Consider the following 21,156-nt stretch of genomic DNA (forward strand, 5'->3'; position numbering starts at 1 on the left):
GTTTTATATTCATAATTGTAATATTTAAGTAATCTATCTTAATAATTAAAAGTTATATCTAATTTTTCATTAATAGCTACAAATACAAAAATATTAAACATAATTAAATATTATTCAAAAAAACAGTTTTCTTTTTTATGTCCAAGATAGTGTCTCGTCCTGCAATTCTTTGCCGTTGTACTTGTAATTGTATGCATCTGCGCAATATTTGCCTCGCCCGAGCTTCTACTTTTTTTAAAGAACGTCCTTTTAAATTTTATTTCTGCGGAAAAATAGTAAAATATTATAGACTAAATTCTCAAAGGAAAATAAAAAAGTAATTATTTTTCTTATATTTTTATTTTCCTTTAAACAACATTTACCTTCCATTTTTTTTAGTATAACTAATAATTGCCTGAGCAATTTTCGTTATTGGTAGCATCTGAAGTATCTTTCTCAACTCTCCAAAAATTACTTTTATTTTTTCGTTAGGCATCATCCATAACATTGCCAAGACAACCAGTGACCAAATTAACCATTCGTTTATTTCCATAATATTCTTTACAAATAAATATTCCCTGTTTTTAAAAAAGTTGATTTAAAAAAAAATCTTTTTTACTCATCTATCAGGGTTTTAAACCCTAAAAAGGGTCGCTTGTCTAAAATCCCTATGTCTGCAAAATATTTATAGCCTTTAAAACAAAAAAAGGACACAAAAAATCATCCTGTTAAACCCTTATTTTTATTGACTTTACAAAGATCAGCAGAGTATTTTAGATTTGGTGTGACATAGATTTACAGCAAGATTATATATTCATAAGATCAAAAAGGATTAAATCTTTTAACTTCCTTTCAATTGAAAAAAGTAGGATGATCGATTTTTACAGGAGATTTTTTTATCTTTTATTTTTCAATTGAAAGAAAAAGTTCTTTAAAAAATCTCCTGCAAAAATGAGCATAGCCTTACAGCGATTGAGTTATGCACAAAGACAATGAACACTCCAAGTGAGTAAAAAAACGTTGTAGATTCTGGCTTACAAAAAGCTTTTTTGGGCGAACGAGTGGCGGTGTTGAAGCCTTGACCAGCCACCACAGACCGAGAGGCTCTTTTTCTGAGCCGTAGGGATGTGTGCGTGTAACGGCGGGAAAAATATAAAACTCAGCCTTCGGCGTTCCCTAATTCCATTGCAAAGCTTTAGTGGAGCAAATCCCGATGGCTGGGCAAAAGAGCAACCGCCAAAAAGTGTTCGACGGTTTTTTTTCCCCCTTATTCAAAGTGCAGTGGGGCGGAATCAATTTTCCACTTAAAAAAAATAAAAAAAGCTGCACTGAACTTAAGATAGAGAACGTGTGAAGTGATGAGATGGAGCGACCGACTGGAAGCGAAGAACGCAACAAAGTGAACGACTGAAGTGAGGCCGCCTTATTGATTCCTATTGGCTTTTCTTTGATCACACTTCCTTTAAAAACTAAACTGTGGGGCTATTGTGGGGCTTATTCTGTTCAATCCCTTAACTACCAACTAATAATCAGTGACTTATATTTTTAAATCGCGAACACCTTGATACAAAATTCGGACCTTTTACTTGAAGATTTCCAAGTTTTAAGCGAGTTGACAGAGTTTTAATAATAAAAGTATATTGATTGCCCGAGTTTATTAAAAAGTTGCAACTAGCCTAAATGTGGCTTATACAAAGCACATCCAATTATATGAAATACAAAGTCTCTTAAGTTTAAAGATATCTAGTAAATACACAAAAAGGTTATCATTTGTTCCAGCAATATTATAAGGTTAGGCTTAATAATATTCTATTTATATATGTAATAACTCGAAAGGATTCAATATTAAAAATTCACCGTATTGAAAACTAAAAATTTAAAATTATGAAACAGTTGCCTGATTTAGAAGCATTGGAAAAAATTCTCATAGAAAAAGGTTTTAATGGTTACTTTCAAACTCAAGTAGCCTGTCCGGGAAAGTTGAAAGAAAGCATTACCTAATATATGAAAGTCTGTAACAATGGTAAAGAAAGATCTGATAGAGACATAAATTTTCTACTATCGACTTATCTACAATGGTCAGGAGATGATAATCCGAGTATTTCATGCGATTTTGGGTAAGACAAGAAAACGACGGTTTTTATATACAAAAACGGAATTTTCATAAACTATCAACTTAAATTAATTCAAAGTTAAAAATTACAGGTTTAAAAACAAGATTTTTTAAAATCAATACTACTTGCTTTTTTCAAAACCAAACATGTTATTATAAGATATAGATTGTTAAATTTTATTTGTATGCCAAATTCGTCGTTTTTGGACAATATTGAAGTGTAAAACATTATTTTGTAGGAAGATTTTACTTTTTTTTGTGAGTGCGAAAAATAATCACATGCACATGTTGGTTTAATTTTAAAACAAATAAAGCGAAAAAAATGAGTAAAATCTATATAAGTAATGACATAGAAAAAGAAGTGTATGTAATAGCAACAAAAAACACCGATTGGATGTTGGCGGATATTGGTTTTGATACTGCCACTCTAGCGGCCAGCCTTGCTACATTAGATGCACCAGTTGCTATTAATTCGTTAAAGAGTTTATGGACGGCATTTAGCTATATCAAAACAATAGGTAATACTGCCTATTTACCTGCAAAAACAGCCGTAGAGATATTTGATCAACTTCGTCCAAACGCTATCAAGATAGCCCCACACGAATCTAAAGAGGTTACTAGCGATACCATTTTGAAATACACATCTATAAGCGGTATTTTGTCTGAACTAGCAGCTTCAGACAAAACATTATTTATCTATACCGAGAATTTTGAATTCAATACTACATTCAACACAAATGACAATGACTCTTGGATTGTTATGGAACAAGGAGTTGTGAAAGCTAAATTTGGAAAATTATGGGAGCCTAAAGATAAAACTTACAATTTTAAATACGACAATATGGAAAGCACAGAACAAATTGAAAAAGCAATTTCAGACTTAAACACGGTTAGAAAAGATTATGACAAACTTTTAACCGATATAAAGGATGAAAAATTTTCATTGTCATCCTGGATAGGAGATAATGTCTTTAGACCCGATAATCCCGAAAGAAAAGAAAATGCAATAAATGCGATTGAAGGAAATGATGGTATAATACGCAACATAGACCATGTTACAGCTGATTTAGATAAATTGAAAAATTTATTGAATGGAAATATTGAACAAATCATAAAAAACTATGAATCATGGAAAAAAGATGTTAATATCCAACTAGTATCTTTAAGTATAACAGTACCTCAATTTGAGGACTCTTTAACAAAATTTAATACTGTGGACACAGTTGTGGGTATCGGTGTAGGTATATCTGTATTTGCGGCTCCTATTCTGCCCATCGCATTAGCTATTTTTGGAGTTGTTGAAATAATTACAGCAATTTTTGCTGCAGAAGAACGAAAAGATTTTTTTGAAGATATATTAAAAAAAACAAACGTATCAAACGAAAAAATAAAAGAAATTAAAAAAGAAATTGACGAATCAAATGAAAAAATAAAGGCATTTTATAAAAATATTTTAGCGACTTTTTATGCGGCAGGATTTCTTACAGAGGTAGAATATAAAAAGTTTAAAGAAATTGATACTAGCAAAAACAATGCTTATCATGAATTTACAGAGTTTATAATAATGCAAAGAACAGAAATGAACAAGTGGACTGCTGCTATTAAAATGATTGAAAAAATTGAAATAAAATCTAAATCGAATCATAAGAAATTCGATTTAGATATATCAGTAGATTTAGCAGTTGTTAATATCGATTCTATTACGTACTATGATGAAAATGAAAAAGAAGATATATTAAAAGCAATGTATTTATTGAAAGACGAATCCAAATCGATTGACGAAATCAGCTCTCAAACAGGTATTGAAGCTAAATACATAATAGATGCAAAAGCTGTTAACATGCTATTGCAAGGAAAAACACCAAAAGAAATTGCCGAGATGTTGAATATTGAGGAAAAGTTAGTTGAAGAACTTTCTAAAAAACACACATCAATTATTGATTTAATATCTAATAAAGTATCAGCAGCATAATTTCTTGCCCTTTTTTTTTGCACGGAAAAATGTACAAGAAAAGAACTAATTAAAAATCATCAAAATGAAAAAAAAATCTATCCTTCTTTCTCTCGCTAGGGGGAAAACTTTAAAAATTGCATGTCTGCTTTTTTACGGCTTTTGTACGGCACAACTAGTTACTAATAATTGCAATAAGGTAAAAATTTCTAATGGCCTTGTTGTAAAAGTTAACGGAAATTTTAGCAATACCGCAAATGCTGGTCTGGATATTGATGGTACATTAAATATAGACAATAATTTGGTCAATAACGGGAGTGTAACAGGAAATGGCATCTTGATTTATGTTTCTGATTTTACAAATACTGGTAGTTTTTCGCCAGGTAATTCATCTGCAGGAGCATTGGCAATTAACGGTAACTTTAGCAATGGAACAGGTGTTTTAAATTTTAAATTAGCAGGAACCACAGCTGCTACTCAATATGACCAACTCAATATTACAGGCAATTTTAGCTGTTCTGGAACTATTAATGTAGCTACAATATCGGGATTTACGCCAGCTAGTAATACTATTTTTGAACTCATTAAGGCCTCAAGCCTTTCTGGAACTTTTGCTACAAAAAATTTACCTGCCAATTGGACTATAGAATATACCGCAACCAAAGCTTTACTAAAGTATAACGGAAATTTAGCCAATGAAGTTTTCGAAAAAAAAATCCCGGTGGTTTATCTTAGAAACAACATCTTATACATTACGTCAGAGATAGCGATACAAGATGTAACTATATATGATGTCAATGGCAGAAAATTGTTTTATCAAACTAAAATAAAAAACAATGATTATTCAAAAGAATTTCACTTAAATAATGGACTCTATATTGTACATATTCTCGATGAAAATCACAAATTATCAATCAAAAAGGTCATAAACTAAAAAAATAAATTCAAAATTACTTATATCATGAAAAATAACAAATTATTTTTAATTGCATTAATGCTTTTATGCGAAACCGTATTCTCACAAAATAACATGGGAATTGGAACTACAACACCTGATTCTTCTGCCATACTAGACGTAAACAGCAGCACTAAAGGTATGCTTGTACCTAGAATGACAGCTACTCAACGTACTGCTATTGCTACACCTGCTACTGGATTGTTAGTTTATCAAACTGATGGTACTTCAGGATTTTATTCTTATGATGGTAGTGCTTGGAAAAGTTTAATCGGATCAAGTACAGTTAATGCAACAGTTCTTCCTAATTTTTCTATCGGACACAATGTAACTGCTTCATCAACTCCAATAACACTTTACACAAGTGCCTTTACAACTACAACAGGGACATCTGTATCATCAGCAACATCTTTCTTTATTCCTGGGGGAATTACTTTTACCATAAATTTTTATTCATATGATGATGAAGCTTATACCTATGAACTTTGGAATGTAGCACCAGTTGCAAACGCTGTTAATTACACTACAACAGGTACAGTGCTTGCAACAGCTAATAGTACTGCATATTCTAGTGGCACTCCCACTAACACATCATTTACTTATACTGCATTAGCAGGACAATTACTAACAATAAAAATATATAAACCTTCTGGAGCATCAAATACCACAACAGGAGGTTTCTATACAATGTTTTCGGCAAATTAGAGATGCTCATCATAATTCTTGAAGTCAAAAAAAGATGAAGAAAAAATAGAGATTTTGCCTTTGTGAATAGCATAAAAAAATATTATTAACGAGAAAACCGAAAATCGTAACAACAGAGTAGGTCTTTTTAATGAATTGAATACTAAAGAAAAGATGGAAGATTATATAGGAGTAATTAAATTATTTTCAGGAAATTTCATTCCAAAAGGTTGGATGTTTTGTAACGGTCAGGAATTAGATATTGTAAAATATACCCCGCTATATTCAGTTATTGGTAAAAGTTATGGAGAAGCAAAAAGCCATACTTTTAGAATACCCGATTTATGTGGTAGAGTACCCGTGGGCATTGGTAGTATTGATGAGAAATCTAAATCTTATAATATTGGAGAAAAAGCAGGAGAAGAAAGTACGATACTTAACTATTTAAATATACCACCTCTTAGAGGTGGTTTTTCTGACAAGGCTACATTAGGAATACCTTGTGCAACATTAGGAGGTGATAGTAGCCCAGTTGGTAAAATAATAGGTGATGGTAATACTACTATTTTTAGTAACGCTACGCCTAATCCTACAGACACACTTAAACCGTTTAATTTAAACAAAGCAATAAGTGATGACCATATTGTTTATACCAATTTCAATAAAGAACCAATTGTACCTGTTAGCAATGTTCAACCTGTTTTAGGAATTATTTACATTATTTGTTACCAAGGATTATTTCCTGAAAGAGAGCAATAATAAAATTAAAAAGTATCAAATTTAAAACTTATGAAAAGTAACTATTTGAATCCATTGACCAAAAAACATCAGGTAATTTCTATTTTGTCGGCATTGTCTAATTGCAATCAAGGTATTGTAGGAAATACCGAAAAAGAATTACAGGATCATTTATACGAGCAAGTAACTTCAGCATTAAAAAACGAAACCATAAAAGCATACATTGGTGATTGGGATATTGTTTGGGGACCTTGTACTCAAAATAGTAAGCAAATAGATAAAAAATTAAAAATTGAATTCATTACAGATAATGCTATGTTTGTTGCAAAAGGTCAGGATCCTGATGATGAAACAAAAACACTTTATGTAATTTCTATTTCGGGGACTAATCTTATTTCAAAATTTGGATGGCTTGATGAAGATTTTAGAGTAGCAACTAAACTTATGAAAAATTGGGAAACTATTCCTAATGCAAAAATAGCGAGAGGTAGCTATGATGGGCTAAGTATTTTGAAGAATTTAAAAAACGATAAAAATCAAGATATTATTACTTTTTTAAGTCAATTGCCATTAGACCAAAATACAGAAGTAGCAACTTGCGGACATAGTTTGGCAGGTACTTTATCGCCATTATTAGCTCTTAAAATAATTGAATGGAAAGAAAAAGAACATCAATCATTTTTGGTCTCTACCTACCCAAGTGCAGGGGCAAGTGCGGGTAACAAAGCTTTTGTAGAATATGCCGAAAGTAAATTTGGCAACCATTATCATTCTGTTATTAATAATTATGATATAGTGCCACATGCTTGGAATTACAAAACATTCTTAGAAATTCCCAATATCTATAATACAGCTAAATTTGGAAACATAGATTTTTCGGCTACAATAGCACAATATAAAATAGAGCTAGGTTTTTTGCTTATAGATGCTACCCTCTTAAAAAATAGTGGATATACTCGAATTTTTGATGGAAAGCCACAAGAATATAGATTTGATGGAGAACCAAAAGTAGCTTCAACTTTTATTCTCGAAGCAGGATTTCAACATATTGATGCTTATAATTCATCCAAAGCTTTTCATTATGATGATGGAGTAGCTAATGCAGTAAACGTATATTTGGGACATCAATAATGAAAAGAACTTTTGTGACATGTTAAAGTTAACTACTTAGTTTTTTTGAACAACTAAGTAGTTAACTTTAATACCTAAATAACCACAAACGGTTGAGTTTTTAAGCTTTTCTAAGGTTTAAAAGCCCCCTAGCGCTTTATTTTGATAAAAAACATTAGAACTAGGCGATAGAAAACGTTAACACAGCTTGGGTTTAATCTAAAATGCTATTGACTACCCGATTAATGTTACCTTGTAATTTTCCAAAATAGCAGCTTGTTTATTTACTATTCAAAAAGTGCTGATTTAGATTTTTTTGACTTATTATTATTTAAGTTAAAAGAAAGCGTCTGTAGCAAAAAAGGACAAAATATGAAACCTAGTTTAGGTATAATGCTTAGGATTTTGTTTTTAAATATTCACCAGGGGTACAACCAACTTCTTCTTTAAAGGTACTTTGAAAAGAAGAGCGTGAAGAAAATCCAGCTTTATTTCCTATTGCATCCAGTGTTAATGTGTCTAAAAGACCATCTTCTATTAATTTTTTTGCATATTCTACCCGCAGTTTTGCACGTATTTTTGTCAATTTAACTTTTAATATACTATTGAAACAATAATAAAGATGATGTTTGGGTACGTTCATAGATCGGGAAAGTTCTTCCATTGAAAAATTAGCATTTAGAAAAATTTCACTCTTTTCAATGTAATCTAAAATCGATTGAGATAATTCAATAAATCTTGGTTCAATATCTTTTTGCTGTAGCTCTTCTTGGGGTAGATTTCTTTCTTCATTATCTAAAACATCTGACGTTTCGGTTGAAAAAATATCGTTTAAAATAATTTGTTCTTCTGGTTGTATTTTTTCATTTTGTTGCACAAAATAATCATTTTTATTTTTTCCTGTCTGCGGAATTCCATATAATAATTCAGGAAAGATAAGTAAGCGCATAGGAATCATTAACAAGCAAAAACTAATAATATCCATTGGTAATCCTGTTTTCAATCGCGTTAAATTCGGATTAGGTTCTTTTAAAAAAGAATAAGAAAGTACAGCAAAACAAACAATTACAACTACAAGAATAAATATAAAACTAAAAAGCCATATTAGCACATTGCGGCTTTGAACTTTTGGTATACGCTTGTTAGTATCCATTTTTCTCCTAAAGCGAAATAGCATAACAAGTGCAGATATTACGTAAAATCCCAGTAAAGTAGGTCGTGCAATTATGTTTATAATATTAGGATAAAGACCTACAGTAAAAGTTTTTGCAACCATAATGTCTTTAACTATTCTGTGTGCCAATGACAATTTATAAGCAAAAGGGGTCAATAAATAAGGTGTTATACTAACTAAATTGATAAGGGCTGGAATCAAATGCAGGCAGTCTCTTTTCTTGAATTTACTATTATCAAATAGTGTACCTCTTACATAAAAATACAATAGAGGACCAATTAAAAAACCAATTGGTGCGGTATTGTTATAAAAAATAGCTAAAAGAAATACACTTCTGTTAAAAAATATAACATAGTGTATTAAAGAGTATAAGGAAAGTACACAAATAAAGCCTGATAAAAAAATAGAGTTTTTATTGATGTTCCAATTGCGGTAGGTCATCAAAACAGCTAAAAAAATAGTAAGTATAGAAATGTAGGGATGCATTCAGTATTTTTTTCTCTAAAAGTATAATTTAAATAGGTTTTTATAGAAGCCAAAATTAATCAATACAATGGGAAAAACTATTTTTTGTAAAGCTTAATAATACTTTTAGGATTAGAGTCTATATATAAATGGTCGTAATGGTTTAAAAAAGAAGTTCAAAATATCCTTTTCTTTGCCAGAATCTTCGTTTTTGGATAATGTTAGAATGCGCAAACTGTTTATTTTAGGAGGGGTTTTGTTTTTTTGCGCCATATAAAAAAACTATTTTAAATGGAAAAAAAACTACTCTTTGATTTTTGGAAAGTCTTTCAAAAACTTAAAGTGCTATTGCTCCTTTTAGCACTGCTCTTGACTCCGTTGTGGGGAAATGCACAGAATGGACACACATTACTTAATACGGCCAGTGTGGATTTAAGAAGTTCATACAACTTTGGCGAACATTGGAATGCTAAGATTGTTGGTACTAAATTGTATATTTCGGCTATGATTGCCGATGGTGATCCAGAAAACATGGATGATTATCTGAAAAGGTTATACATTAGAGTAGGAGACGAAGGAGATATCTTTCATTTGACTAAGGCTTTAATTTTGCCAAATATAAGTACTACCATTTTTCTTACCTCAGGAGATGGCGATCTTGATAATAGTTATTGGTATTTTGATTCCTATAGAACCGCAGGGCCTAATAATATATCGTACTACGAAGGTAAAAGATACGGAGACAAAGGTGTACTGTATGTTACCTACCAGCTTCCTGCAAAGTTTTTAAATGGAAATCAGCTTACTATTGGAGGTGAAGCAGAGACGCTTGACAATGGTAGTGGTGGCAAAAGTGGCAAAACTACTTACTTAGATGCTTCTTTAAGCACTCCAACTTTGCCGAGTATGCCTAGTGTAAGAGCAATCCAAGGCTGTAATTCAGTTAAATTATCGTGGGATAAAATTTCGATTCCTTCCAGTTTTATTCCTAGCGATTTTAAATACATAGTCGATAATGGTAGTGGTTTTAATACCGAGGTGTCGATTGACAAGACCAGTTTTGTTGTAACAGGTGTTACAGGAGCTATTAGTCCAATTGTACGTTTGTATTGGCAGGGGCAATACATCGATGAGGCTTCTACCGAGGCTTCTGCTTATGATCCACTACCTATACCAGCCGATTTGACAGCCAGTACTACCAAATGTGATGGTTCTGTCGATTTAAAATGGCAATGGATGCAAGCCAGTCCAAGTAATTTTGTGCTGTATAAAGCTACTACGCCAAATGGTACTTTTACGGCTTTATCAGATGCTATTTCGGGTTCTAAACGTTCTTATACCATTACTGGACTTACTCGTGGACAAAAATATTATTTTAAAATAGCCGCCAATGGAGGGAAATGTCCGAATGCCAAAGGTGATAAATCGGAAGATGCTACAATGGGGATTTCTCCTGCTAATCCAGTAGCACCCACAAATGCCAAAATGGTTATGGTTACAGGAGCTGATTCTGGGGTCCAATTATCTTGGAATGAATCGCAATGGGGATTAGAAGATTTTGAAAAAGCGACCAATCAGAAATACAAGATTATTAGAAAAGATTTAAAAAAAGGAACCGAATCTGTAATTGAGTTACCAATTGGCGATTTCTATGAAACAAAAATTAAGAATCAAACTAGAGGAAGCAATGGTTATTCACTGACTTATACTGATAAAGAAGTAAGTACCTGCGAATCGTATTCATATAAAATTGTAGCGGTAAACAGTTGTCAGTCTTCGTCTGCTACTGTTTTTATTCAAGACAATACCTCTGATAAATTGAGTATTACCAATATAGATCTTTCGAGAGTCTTCTTATCTAATAATTTAGAAACCTCAAAAGGCTATTTTGGAAATTTAGTTCAATTGGATTGGAAAACTGACGAAAATGCCGATTTTGCAGGCAATTACAAAATTTATCGTCGTGTTTTAAACAGCACAGTTACTCCCGAATTGCAAGCTACAGTTGATAAAACTATTCGTTCTTGGACAGATAATAAAACTATTGCACAAACACTTTATGAATATTTTGTGGTAGCTACCGCCGATTGTGGTTTAGACAAAATAACCAGCTATGATATCAATGGCGTTTCAGGAATTCCATACACGCAATTAACAGGAGTAAAAGGTTTGACAACAGGTATTGGCTTTAGATTACCATCTGCAATTGTAACCGGAAATGTAACTTACGTAGGTGGCGTTGCCGTACCTAATGTAAAAGTAGTTGCAGAAAAAGACGGAATGGCTACAGGAAATGCTTTGGCCTTTGATGGTGTGAACCAAACCGTAAAAATTAATCCAAACCAAAAAAACATTGGGTATAATACAACTGGAATTTCAGTTTCAGTATGGGCAAAACCAAAAGCTTGGACTTCTAAACAGGTTTTAGCCTGCCAATCAGGTATTTTTGAAATAGCTCTGCATAATGAAAGAGTAGAAGTTACTATCGCTGGAACTACTATAATTTCAAAAGCAAAACTGGTTGAAGGTAATTATTCTAATATTTTTGCTACGTATGACAATAGTAAATTAGTATTATACATCAACGGAAAATTAGATAAATCTATTAATACTAGTGGTACTTTGGCTTCAAATATTAGCAGTTCTATTTATTTAGGAAGTACTGGAACTAGTGATTATTACAAAGGATTATTAGATGAATTCCGTATTTACAAAACCGCACTTACTGCTGCAGATATAGAGAGAGATTACAGCCGATTGGTACAAGCCGAAACATCTAATATTGTAGGAAACTGGCGCTTTGATGAAGGAGTTGGTCCTTTTATATTTGATTCTTCCAAGGAATCGGGTGTTTACAATAAAATTGATGGAGACCTGATAGGAGCTACTTGGAGCAAAGAAGTGCCTTCAAGAGAGCAATTGGGTTTTGCAGGATTTACAGACAAAAACGGTAACTACGTTATTGAAGGCATTTCTTACAATGGTTCGGGAGAAAATTTTAGTATTACTCCAACCATAACCCTTAGTGGAGCAATTCACGCCTTTTCACCAAGTAATCGTGTTTTGTTCTTAGGTGAAGGCAGAAGTGTCGAAAACAATATTGATTTTATAGATCAGTCTTCATTCAATGTAACAGGAACTATTCGATTTGATTTTGATAATAAAGAAAACGACCCAACCCATTTCCAAAGTTCAGGTTCAAAAGGGGTTTCAATTTGGTTAGATGGATCACAACAATTGATGAAAAGCGGACAAGCAATCTTGTCGGATGAGTTTGGTCAATTTCAAGTGGTAGTGCCTATCGGAAAACACTTTTTAGAATTTAGAAAAGACGGACACACGTTTGTAAGCAATAAATTCCCAGCTACAGGAACTTACGATTATCAAGATATCTTGTCTGGAATAGAAGTCTTAGATAATACAAAACATACACTTACAGGTTGCGTGGTTGGTGGATTGGTTCAGGCCAATAAAAAGTTAGGATTTTCTGCTTATAAAGGAAAATTACAAACAGACGTACAACGTATCAACAATATTGGAGCTACTTATTTTACATTGACTTCCAAGGATACTCGCATTAAACGTTCTGTAAAAACAGATCCGGAAACTGGAGAATTTGAAATTAAATTACCTCCAAACGAGTATGAATTCTCGGATGTCTCTTATTTGGGAGACGAAGCAAATCCAACTGATGATAAAATTTTGTTTTTATCAAAAGACCTATCATCTGTAAAATTAGATGATGAAGCAGCTTATAAAGGAATTGAAGAGGAAGAGCCTGTTTTGGATTCTGGGGGATATGTTACCCAAAAAGTAAAATACAACACAGCCAAACGATTGATTTATAGAAGCACGCCAAGCATGGTGGTACAAAACAATGCTTTGTTGGACTATTTACCTAACACTCAGGAATTGGATAATAATGGCAATGTTATTACTGAAAAAACTTTTGTAGGAGAAACCGTAGTGAAAATATACGATAAAGAATTATCGAAAGATATTATATTGCCAACCAAAACACTACCATACCCTGCTTTTTTACAAGGAAAAGGCTATCAAGTAACCATTAAGGCTATCGAAAAATATTCATATTATGGAACAAAACCTGTCAAAAATCCAGCTACTGATCAAGTACCTGTTTTAGATGGTCAGGTTACGGTCAGCAACAATATAAGTGCTAAAGCAGATGGAGGTTCATCGGCAGCTTATCAGTTAACTGATGAAAAATGGGTTTCTCTTTCTGGAAATACGCATGAGTTTGGCTTGCAAAATGAAGGTAAAGTAAACTATAATTTTATAGGTGGAGACCCAAATTTAATTCAAGGCTCCGGTGTTGAAGATACTTTTGTAAAATCAATGTCGATTGCTTTAAAAACGGGTGATTATACCATTTATTGGCCTAATCCAAACGATGCATCTAAAGGCTATAAAGCGTATGTTTTAGGAGGATCTAAAATGCCTGGTACTGATTTTATTACTGAGGCACCGGCTTCTATAACCACTACATTGAGAATTCCTCCAGGAAGTGGCAGTAGCGTAACATTAGAAAAAGGGAGTACTATAACTAAAGAGACTACTAGTAGTACACAAGCAGGTGGAGATTGGAGTTTTGGTGCTGGACTTGGTTGGAAAGCAGATAACACAGTTGCTTTATTAGGGACTAAACTTGCTGAATCAGAAGGTAGTGTTATGGCTACAACTTACGGATCAAGATATTTAGGTAACGAAAAAACAAGTGCCAAAGCAACAACGACAACTGAAAATCTTACCATAACAGCTGAAGATGCTTTTGAAAAAGGAGATTTTTTTATTGCCGATTCTAAAAACATAGAAATTGGTCGTGCCAATAATGTCAAATTTATTTTGGCTAATAAATGTGTAGGGTGTGTAGGTCCAAAAGTTACAGGTGATGACGGGCAAGAATATGTTTTAAACAAAGGCGAAACTTATTATCAAAAAGAAAAAGGCGAAACATTATTGTTATATTCAGAGGACCATATCAAAACCGATATAATCCCTAAATTGGCAGCGATTAGAAATAGTCTTTTTATAGACCAAGCTAATGTTTATGTTACCAAGTTGGATGCTTCAAACCCTTTGTACGGATTAAATAATGACGATCCTCGTTTGGGAACTTTGGCCAATAAAAATGATTACACTAGAGATGATGCAGGTGATGATATTGGTGCTAGCTACGAATTTAAACGAGCCATTGCGCCTAAAATAAATGGAGTATATCAAGACAAAGTACGCTGGTACAATAATCAAATTAGAGCGTGGGAAGAAATTTTGATGACCAATGAAATTCAGAAATATACTGCTATTTCGGGTAATAAACCGAAACAAAAAAACATTTCAATTAGTTCTGGAATTGCATACTCTAATACTTTAACTACTGAAACTACCGAAACCACCATATCTTCTAATGAAGTGATGGCTGGTGCTTCTATTGATACCGAAGGATTTGTTTATGTTGGTGCGGGGTTAATATCAGGCTTAGCTTGGAATCTTCATGGTGGCGGAGATAAAACTAATGGGGAAAGCACTAACAATACTGCAATAAATACCGTTACAACATCCTATACCATTCAGGATAATGATAAGTATAATGTCTATAATATGAATATTTATGATGGAAAAGGTAGCGATGGTCCAATATTTCAAATTGTAGGCGGGCAAACTTCTTGTCCTTTCGAAAGAGAAAAGGAATTGGAAGTAACCAAAGAACATACGTATTATCTGGAGTATTGGATAAAAATGTTTCCAACAGTACTTGCTGAACAAATCAAAAGCATAAAAGAGAGACATCTTATTACTACAAGACTTTTTGGAATACAAAATACAGATGATTTGGATAAAGAAAATCAAGAAATTGAAGCCGTTACCAAAGTTATTGAAGAAAAAATAGCGATTTATAGTCAATTATTTGCGATGTATAATGACGAAATAAAACCGTTATTAAGCAAACGTACTGTTCAAATTGAAAAACCAGGTATATTGATAAATGGTAACGACAAAGCCACAATGGTGAACGTGCCTTCTAGTAAAGCTGCTATTTTTGATTTAGAATTACGTAACGAAACAGAGTTAATTCCATCCTCGACAGATCAGGAAATCACCTATCAAATGTCGGTAGATCCTGCTTCTAATCCTGATGGCTTAGTGGTACTATTGAACGGAGAAACTTTGGTAAAACCAATAGAAGTTTCAATTCCTTTTGGTCAAAAACTCCGTCAAACATTAACTGTTTTAAGAGGGCCAAAAGAATACAAGTACAAAGATTTAACTTTAATTTTTGAATCAACTTGCGACGAAAGTATCCATAAAGAAATTACTATGGATATTGAATATATTCCTGTTTGTTCTGAAGCAACTATTGTTAGTCCAGGGAACAATTGGACTGTAAATTACGATGGCAATAGCCGTTTGCCTATTAAAGTAAGTAACTACAATGTAAATTATCAAGGGTTTAAAGGAATCAAAATTCAGTACAAACGTGCGAGTGAATCAGATTCTAACTGGAAACTTTTAGAAACTTATTATAGAAATGACGAAGCACGTACAAACGTAGGTCCGGAAGAAGTAGCCAGAAAAGCTCCTTTATTGTCAGAACAAGGAGGTACTGATTTTATTTACAATTGGGATGTGTCAAAACTAACCGACGATTTGTATGATGTACGTATCCAAAGTATGTGTCAGGGCGAAGTAGATGATGTTGTTTTTACATCATCAACTATTACTGGTATTATCGATCGTATCAATCCAAGTTCATTTGGTGCACCACAGCCAGCAGACGGTATCCTATCTGCGGGTGACGAAATTATGATACAATTTAATGAACCAATTAATGCAGGTTTATTAAATCCGTACAATTTTGATATTAGAGGTGTCATTCAAGGAGGAGAATTAAAACATCCTGCCAGCATTTATTTCAACGGGGCTAACGATTATGTAGAAATACCAGAAGGTATTCAATTAAACCGTCGTTCGTTCTCTTTTGATTTTTATGCAAAACGTAAAAAGACAGGATCAGAGATACTGCTCTCTCAAGGCAGCACCGATGCACAATCATTAAGTGTTGGTTTTAATGCTTCGAATCAATTTGAAGTTGCTTTAGCCGGTATAAAGTTAAATTCGGCTAAAACTATTCCAGTCGATGATACTTGGGTGCATTATGCTTTTGCTTATGACGCTGCCAATCAAGAAGGTAAATTATATATTAATGGACTATTGGATGTTGTAAAACAGGGTTATACTCCAAATTATGAAGCAACAGGGAAAATTTTTGTTGGAAAAGATGCATTATCAAGAGCATCTTCATTCAAAGGAAATATGCACGAATTGCGTTTCTGGGGAAAATCATTGACAGCATCTCAAATCAATATTGCAGCTACAAAACGTTTGAAGAACAATGAGCCAGGTCTTTTAGGGAACTGGACAATGGAAGAAACAGAAGGCGTAGTTATCAATGATATTGTTAGAGAACGTCATGCACAATTAATTTCTGGAGCTTGGCAAGTAGCTTTGTCTGGTAATGCGTTGTCAACTTCAACTACCAATTCTCCTGCTATTAGCTCACCTACTTATTTAGATGTAGCAAACTTTAGCGTCGAATTTTGGTTTAAAGGAGACAAAACAACTAGAGCTACTTTGCTTTCTAACGGGAAAGGAGATGATCAGGATTTGAATAAAAATGGTTGGTCTATTCGTGCTAATGCTTCAGGTTTACTAGAAGTTTGGAATAACAACAAAACGTTTACGGCATCGTCTAATAATTATTTTGATAATCAGTGGCATCATTTTGCTTTAGTGGTTAATCGTGCTACCAACACAGTTTGTTTTGTTGATGGTAATCAGCAAAATACAATTGAAACAGATAGTGCTGGGTTTTCTGGATTTGGTGGAGCGGCACTTTACTTAGGTTCTATGGGCTGGGTAGATGCTATTGGAACTACTCAACAAACGCAACATTTTACTGGTTCGTTAGACGAGGTTAGAATTTGGCAAGGAACTCGTTCTGCTTTGCAAATTAAACGTGATATGCGTTATATGCTAACAGGAGACGAAGTTGGACTGGATTTATACCTGCCTTTCAATAAGTATAAAACCAATATGGGTATCGAATTGTTAGAAGCGTCTAATTCTTCTGCAGCTACTGGGAATACGGCAGTAAGATCGAATGGTGTTCAAGCTGAACTTAAAGGACAAATTGCTTATACGCAAGATACTCCTTTGGTAAAATTGCCAAGACCGGTTAGAAAAGTAAACTTTGGCTATTCAGCTAATCAAGATAAAATTATCCTGACTACTACCGATCCGGACAGTATTTTAGAAAATGTTATTTTAGACATTAGTGTAACCGGAGTTCAGGATTTGAACGGAAACACAATGAGAGCTCCTGCAAGCTGGACTGCTTATGTGGATAAAAACCAAGTAATTTGGGCAGAATCAGATAAACACTTTGCAATTGAATCGGGTAACGGGTTTACATTCGAAACCAGAATTCAAAACACAGGTGGAAAAGTGTTTAATTACAACATCAATAACTTACCTTCATGGCTTACTGTTAGCCCAAGCAGCGGTGTGTTGACTCCTGTGAGTTCTATTCCAGTTACATTTACCGTAGATAAAAATGTGAACATCGGGAATTATGTTCAGGATATTTTGCTGGAAACTGAATTCGGATTTGCTGAGGTTCTAAATCTTAGTTTAGATGTTGCCAAACCATTGCCGGCAGACTGGAAAGTTACACCAGCCAATTATCAATATTCAATGAACGTGATTGCTCAATTAAATATTAATGGTGATGTTTCAAGAGATCCTAATGACCAAGTAGCTGCATTTGTTGGTGATGAATGTCGTGGAATTGCAAAATTGACCTACATACAAGCTTTAGATAATTATCAGGCTTATGTGAGTATTTACAGCAATAAGCCTTTAGGCGAAGCAGTAGAATTTCGTATATGGAATGCCAGCGACGGACAAATTCACAGAGACGTTACACCGTCTTATTCTTTCGACTCTAATACCGTAAAAGGAAATGCTATTAATCCAGAAATGCTTAAAGCAGTAGATGTTATTGAATATACATATGATTTGCCAAAAGGCTGGACTTGGATTTCATCTCATCTAAATTACAATTACAATTTAAGCAAACAGCTTACAACACACGACCTGTTAAAACCAATCAAGGCTGTCAGCGGTGATTTGATACGTGGTATAGATGCCGTAGATAGTTATAGCTCTCAAGAAGGATGGTTAGGGACACTTACTGCCAAAGGAGGAGTTAAAAATGGTCACGGTTACAAAATCTTTGTAACAAACGAAAATCGACTAAAATACAACGGACTTTTATTAAAAGGAAGTGAAGTGAAAATTGATCTTGTAAAAGGCTGGAATTGGATTGGTTATGTAGGTTTTAAAAACACACCAATCAATCAGGCTCTGGCTGGCTTTGCAAATGTGCAGGAAGGAGATGTTATCAAAAACCAATATCACTTGGCTATCTATAACAAAAATATTGGCTGGGTTGGAGATTTAACAGCTCTCAAACCGGGTGAAGGATACATGATAAAATCAGCTTCTGACGGACATTTCTACTATCCTAATTTGAGCTATTCTGCTACTAGTAAAATGTCAAATAACGACAATCTATATGCAAATCAAACCATAGAAGCGGTTACCAAATATGCCAACACGATGAATGTTGTCGCAGAAATTGTGGGAGATAATCAATCGAAAAATAATTATTTGAAAGCATTTGTTGGAAAAGAATTAAGAGGTCAGGCACCTGCTATTTACAATCCAATAACAAACAAAACATCGTATTTCATGACTATTTATGGTAGTAATGACAACGATAAAGTGAATTTTGAATTTTTAGACGATGAAAAATCTGCTGCAATTAATGAAGTGATCGCTTTTAAAAACAATGTTGTTTTAGGTGGTCTGGCAACTCCAAAAGAATTAACGATTGGTTCAGGAATACCTCAGGAAGATTCAATTGATTTAATCGTTTATCCTAATCCGTTTACCAATGTGCTTAACATAGATCTTTATGAACATCATGAAATTAGAAGTATTGGTATAGTAGACATGAAAGGATCTTTGGTGAAAACGAATACCGTTTCACCAACAGATTCTAAAGTAACATTAAATGTGTCAAATCTTCCTTCCGGAGTTTATTTAGTTCTGACTTATGACTCAAAAGGGAATGTCTTGCAGTCTAGACGTGTAGTGAAATAGAGTACCAAAATGTCTTGATTTAGTTGATAACACTGCTGTGATTTGTTTTGCAGCAGTGTTATTTTAAAACTTTTACTAAGCATCATCTCAGATTATTTGATGTTATATATACTACTTCAAACTTCGAATTTAATAAAGTAAAAAATGAAAAAAACAATAAAGCATACATTCTTTGCATTTCTTTTGAGTGTTGCGAGACTTTACGCTCAAGTACCTGCAAACTGGTCTGTAAACCCAAGTGACTATAATCACTCAATGATAATCACTTGTGTTTTGAATGTCAATTCTGAAGAATCACGCAATACGCAGGATGTAATTGCAGCCTTTATGGGTGCTGATGTTCGGGGAATTGCTTCTCCTATTACCTATTTAAAAAGTCAGGATCGTTATGTAGCTACTTTGATTGTTTACAGTAATGACCAGAATATTCCCATTACTTTTAAAGTATATGACCAAGTTAATAATTTAGTTTCGAATTCGCCTGTAGAAGCAATTAATTTTGTAGCTGATGGAATAATTGGAACACTCGAAAATCCATTTGTTTTTAGTGACAGTAGTATTCCAAAAAAAATAAAATACAACAATCTTCTTACTCCAAATGGAGATGGACACAATGATGTTTTAGTTATAGAAAATTTAGCATTATTCAACCAATATACCTTATCTATCTACGATATCAGAGGACAAAAAGTGTATGAAACAAAGAATTATCAAAACGATTGGAGTGGAAATAATTTACTAAACGGCGAGTACTACATCTACATCAGCGGAACAGATCAAGACAAAAATAAATTCATTTATAAAGAGGTTTTGCACTTAGTGAAAAATCATAATTAGTAAAATGAAATACCTATGATAAATGGTTACAAATGGTCAATTTATAAAACGAAAAAATAAATGAAAAATATATCAAAAAGATTATTTTATCTATTAAACTTTACACTCTTTTTTGCCCCCCTAGCTCATGCTCAATTTCAATTGAGCAACAGGCTATTTAAAGATAATAAAACAGCTATTAATATAGGTTATGCAGGTGAATTTAAAAAAATACGTGTAGCCGCAGTGTATGGAGTTACATCCAAAAATTTGGATGATGCGAAAAATTTAGTTTGGCAACAAGCTATTCTAGATTTGACATTGGTCAAAAAAGTATCGATGGCTACTGTTTTCACTAATATTAAACAAGGTAATTTTGCTCAATTTGAAATAAAACAAGCCTTCGCTTATAAAATTGACCTTTCAGATACTCAGTCTTTATCTGCAGGACTTGGAGTAAGTTTCAACAAACAATCTATTAATTTTAATAATGGATTTGATCCTAATGATAATGTTGATCTAGAAGATCCTTATTTGTTAGTAAACAACCATTCTGAAAACGGATTCAATATGGAAGCTGGCATTGTTTACAAATTCAAAAAATTGCAAGTAGCATTAGGGCTTCCTTCCTTATTACAACACAAACAAAAAAATGTAGGTTTTACAGCTTATACCGAATACGAATTCAAGCTGAATGAAAAATTCGATTTAACTCCTTCTGTTTTAATGGCAGAGGCTCAAAATAAAAAAGTGGAAGCTATTACTTCTTTCAGTGTAAATTACATCAAAAAAGTTTCATTACAAATAGGATACAGCAATTTTAAACAAGTGGTAATGGGTTTAGGAATTAATTATGAAAAAATCAATTTTGCTTATAACTATTCATTTTCTTCTAATTCTGAATTCAAATCATTAGTAGGTAATAC

Annotated in this window: 10 protein-coding genes; 8 read left to right on the forward strand and 2 right to left on the reverse strand. The window is 33.2% G+C overall.

The window, feature by feature from the left end:
* Positions 1-358: 358 nt before the first annotated feature.
* Positions 359-532 (reverse strand): hypothetical protein, encoded by a 174-nt coding sequence (locus FLA105534_RS21980; protein ID WP_217427723.1) that lies wholly within the window; start codon positions 530-532, stop codon positions 359-361.
* A gap of 1,882 nt (positions 533-2,414) precedes the next feature.
* On the opposite strand from FLA105534_RS21980, the gene FLA105534_RS21985 reads away from it, so the two are divergent.
* The 5 genes from FLA105534_RS21985 (at position 2,415) to FLA105534_RS22005 (ending at position 7,551) form a co-directional block, all read left to right on the forward strand.
* Positions 2,415-4,064 carry a hypothetical protein gene (locus FLA105534_RS21985; protein ID WP_173968223.1) on the forward strand — a complete coding sequence of 550 codons (1,650 nt, stop codon included), beginning with the start codon at positions 2,415-2,417 and terminating at the stop codon, positions 4,062-4,064.
* A gap of 64 nt (positions 4,065-4,128) precedes the next feature.
* Positions 4,129-4,977 (forward strand): T9SS type A sorting domain-containing protein, encoded by an 849-nt coding sequence (locus FLA105534_RS21990; protein WP_173968224.1) that lies wholly within the window; start codon positions 4,129-4,131, stop codon positions 4,975-4,977.
* 60 nt (positions 4,978-5,037) lie between these two features.
* On the forward strand, positions 5,038-5,703 hold the full coding sequence (locus FLA105534_RS21995) for a hypothetical protein (protein ID WP_217427724.1): 666 nt from the start codon (positions 5,038-5,040) through the stop codon (positions 5,701-5,703).
* Between the two features lie 153 nt (positions 5,704-5,856).
* A complete protein-coding gene (locus tag FLA105534_RS22000; protein ID WP_173968226.1) occupies positions 5,857-6,441 on the forward strand; it encodes a phage tail protein in 585 nt (194 codons plus the stop codon).
* Between the two features lie 30 nt (positions 6,442-6,471).
* On the forward strand, positions 6,472-7,551 hold the full coding sequence (locus tag FLA105534_RS22005) for a lipase family protein (RefSeq protein ID WP_173968227.1): 1,080 nt from the start codon (positions 6,472-6,474) through the stop codon (positions 7,549-7,551).
* Positions 7,552-7,927: 376 nt separating this feature from the next.
* Here the strand turns inward: FLA105534_RS22005 and FLA105534_RS22010 are convergent, their stop codons facing one another.
* On the reverse strand, positions 7,928-9,190 hold the full coding sequence (locus tag FLA105534_RS22010) for a helix-turn-helix domain-containing protein (protein ID WP_173968228.1): 1,263 nt from the start codon (positions 9,188-9,190) through the stop codon (positions 7,928-7,930).
* Between the two features lie 270 nt (positions 9,191-9,460).
* On the opposite strand from FLA105534_RS22010, the gene FLA105534_RS22015 reads away from it, so the two are divergent.
* From FLA105534_RS22015 to FLA105534_RS22025, 3 genes are all read left to right on the forward strand, one after another.
* Positions 9,461-19,414 (forward strand): T9SS type A sorting domain-containing protein, encoded by a 9,954-nt coding sequence (locus tag FLA105534_RS22015; protein WP_173968229.1) that lies wholly within the window; start codon positions 9,461-9,463, stop codon positions 19,412-19,414.
* A gap of 144 nt (positions 19,415-19,558) precedes the next feature.
* Complete coding sequence (locus FLA105534_RS22020; protein WP_173968230.1) at positions 19,559-20,251, forward strand: T9SS type B sorting domain-containing protein; 693 nt, start codon at positions 19,559-19,561, stop codon at positions 20,249-20,251.
* A 60-nt stretch (positions 20,252-20,311) separates the two neighbouring features.
* Positions 20,312-21,156: PorP/SprF family type IX secretion system membrane protein (locus FLA105534_RS22025; RefSeq protein ID WP_173968231.1), on the forward strand; the 845-nt coding region annotated here is incomplete at its 3' end.

It is taken from the genome of Flavobacterium collinsii, assembly GCF_902804485.1.
Classification (GTDB): domain Bacteria; phylum Bacteroidota; class Bacteroidia; order Flavobacteriales; family Flavobacteriaceae; genus Flavobacterium; species Flavobacterium collinsii.

Bases quoted from the DNA above. Each gene is read 5' to 3' on its own strand.
- FLA105534_RS21980 (WP_217427723.1), bottom strand. From the start codon at position 532: ATGGAAATAAACGAATGGTTAATTTGGTCACTGGTTGTCTTGGCAATG.
- FLA105534_RS21985 (WP_173968223.1), top strand. From the start codon at position 2,415: ATGAGTAAAATCTATATAAGTAATGACATAGAAAAAGAAGTGTATGTA.
- FLA105534_RS21990 (WP_173968224.1), top strand. From the start codon at position 4,129: ATGAAAAAAAAATCTATCCTTCTTTCTCTCGCTAGGGGGAAAACTTTA.
- FLA105534_RS21995 (WP_217427724.1), top strand. From the start codon at position 5,038: ATGCTTTTATGCGAAACCGTATTCTCACAAAATAACATGGGAATTGGA.
- FLA105534_RS22000 (WP_173968226.1), top strand. From the start codon at position 5,857: ATGGAAGATTATATAGGAGTAATTAAATTATTTTCAGGAAATTTCATT.
- FLA105534_RS22005 (WP_173968227.1), top strand. From the start codon at position 6,472: ATGAAAAGTAACTATTTGAATCCATTGACCAAAAAACATCAGGTAATT.
- FLA105534_RS22010 (WP_173968228.1), bottom strand. From the start codon at position 9,190: ATGCATCCCTACATTTCTATACTTACTATTTTTTTAGCTGTTTTGATG.
- FLA105534_RS22015 (WP_173968229.1), top strand. From the start codon at position 9,461: ATGGAAAAAAAACTACTCTTTGATTTTTGGAAAGTCTTTCAAAAACTT.
- FLA105534_RS22020 (WP_173968230.1), top strand. From the start codon at position 19,559: ATGAAAAAAACAATAAAGCATACATTCTTTGCATTTCTTTTGAGTGTT.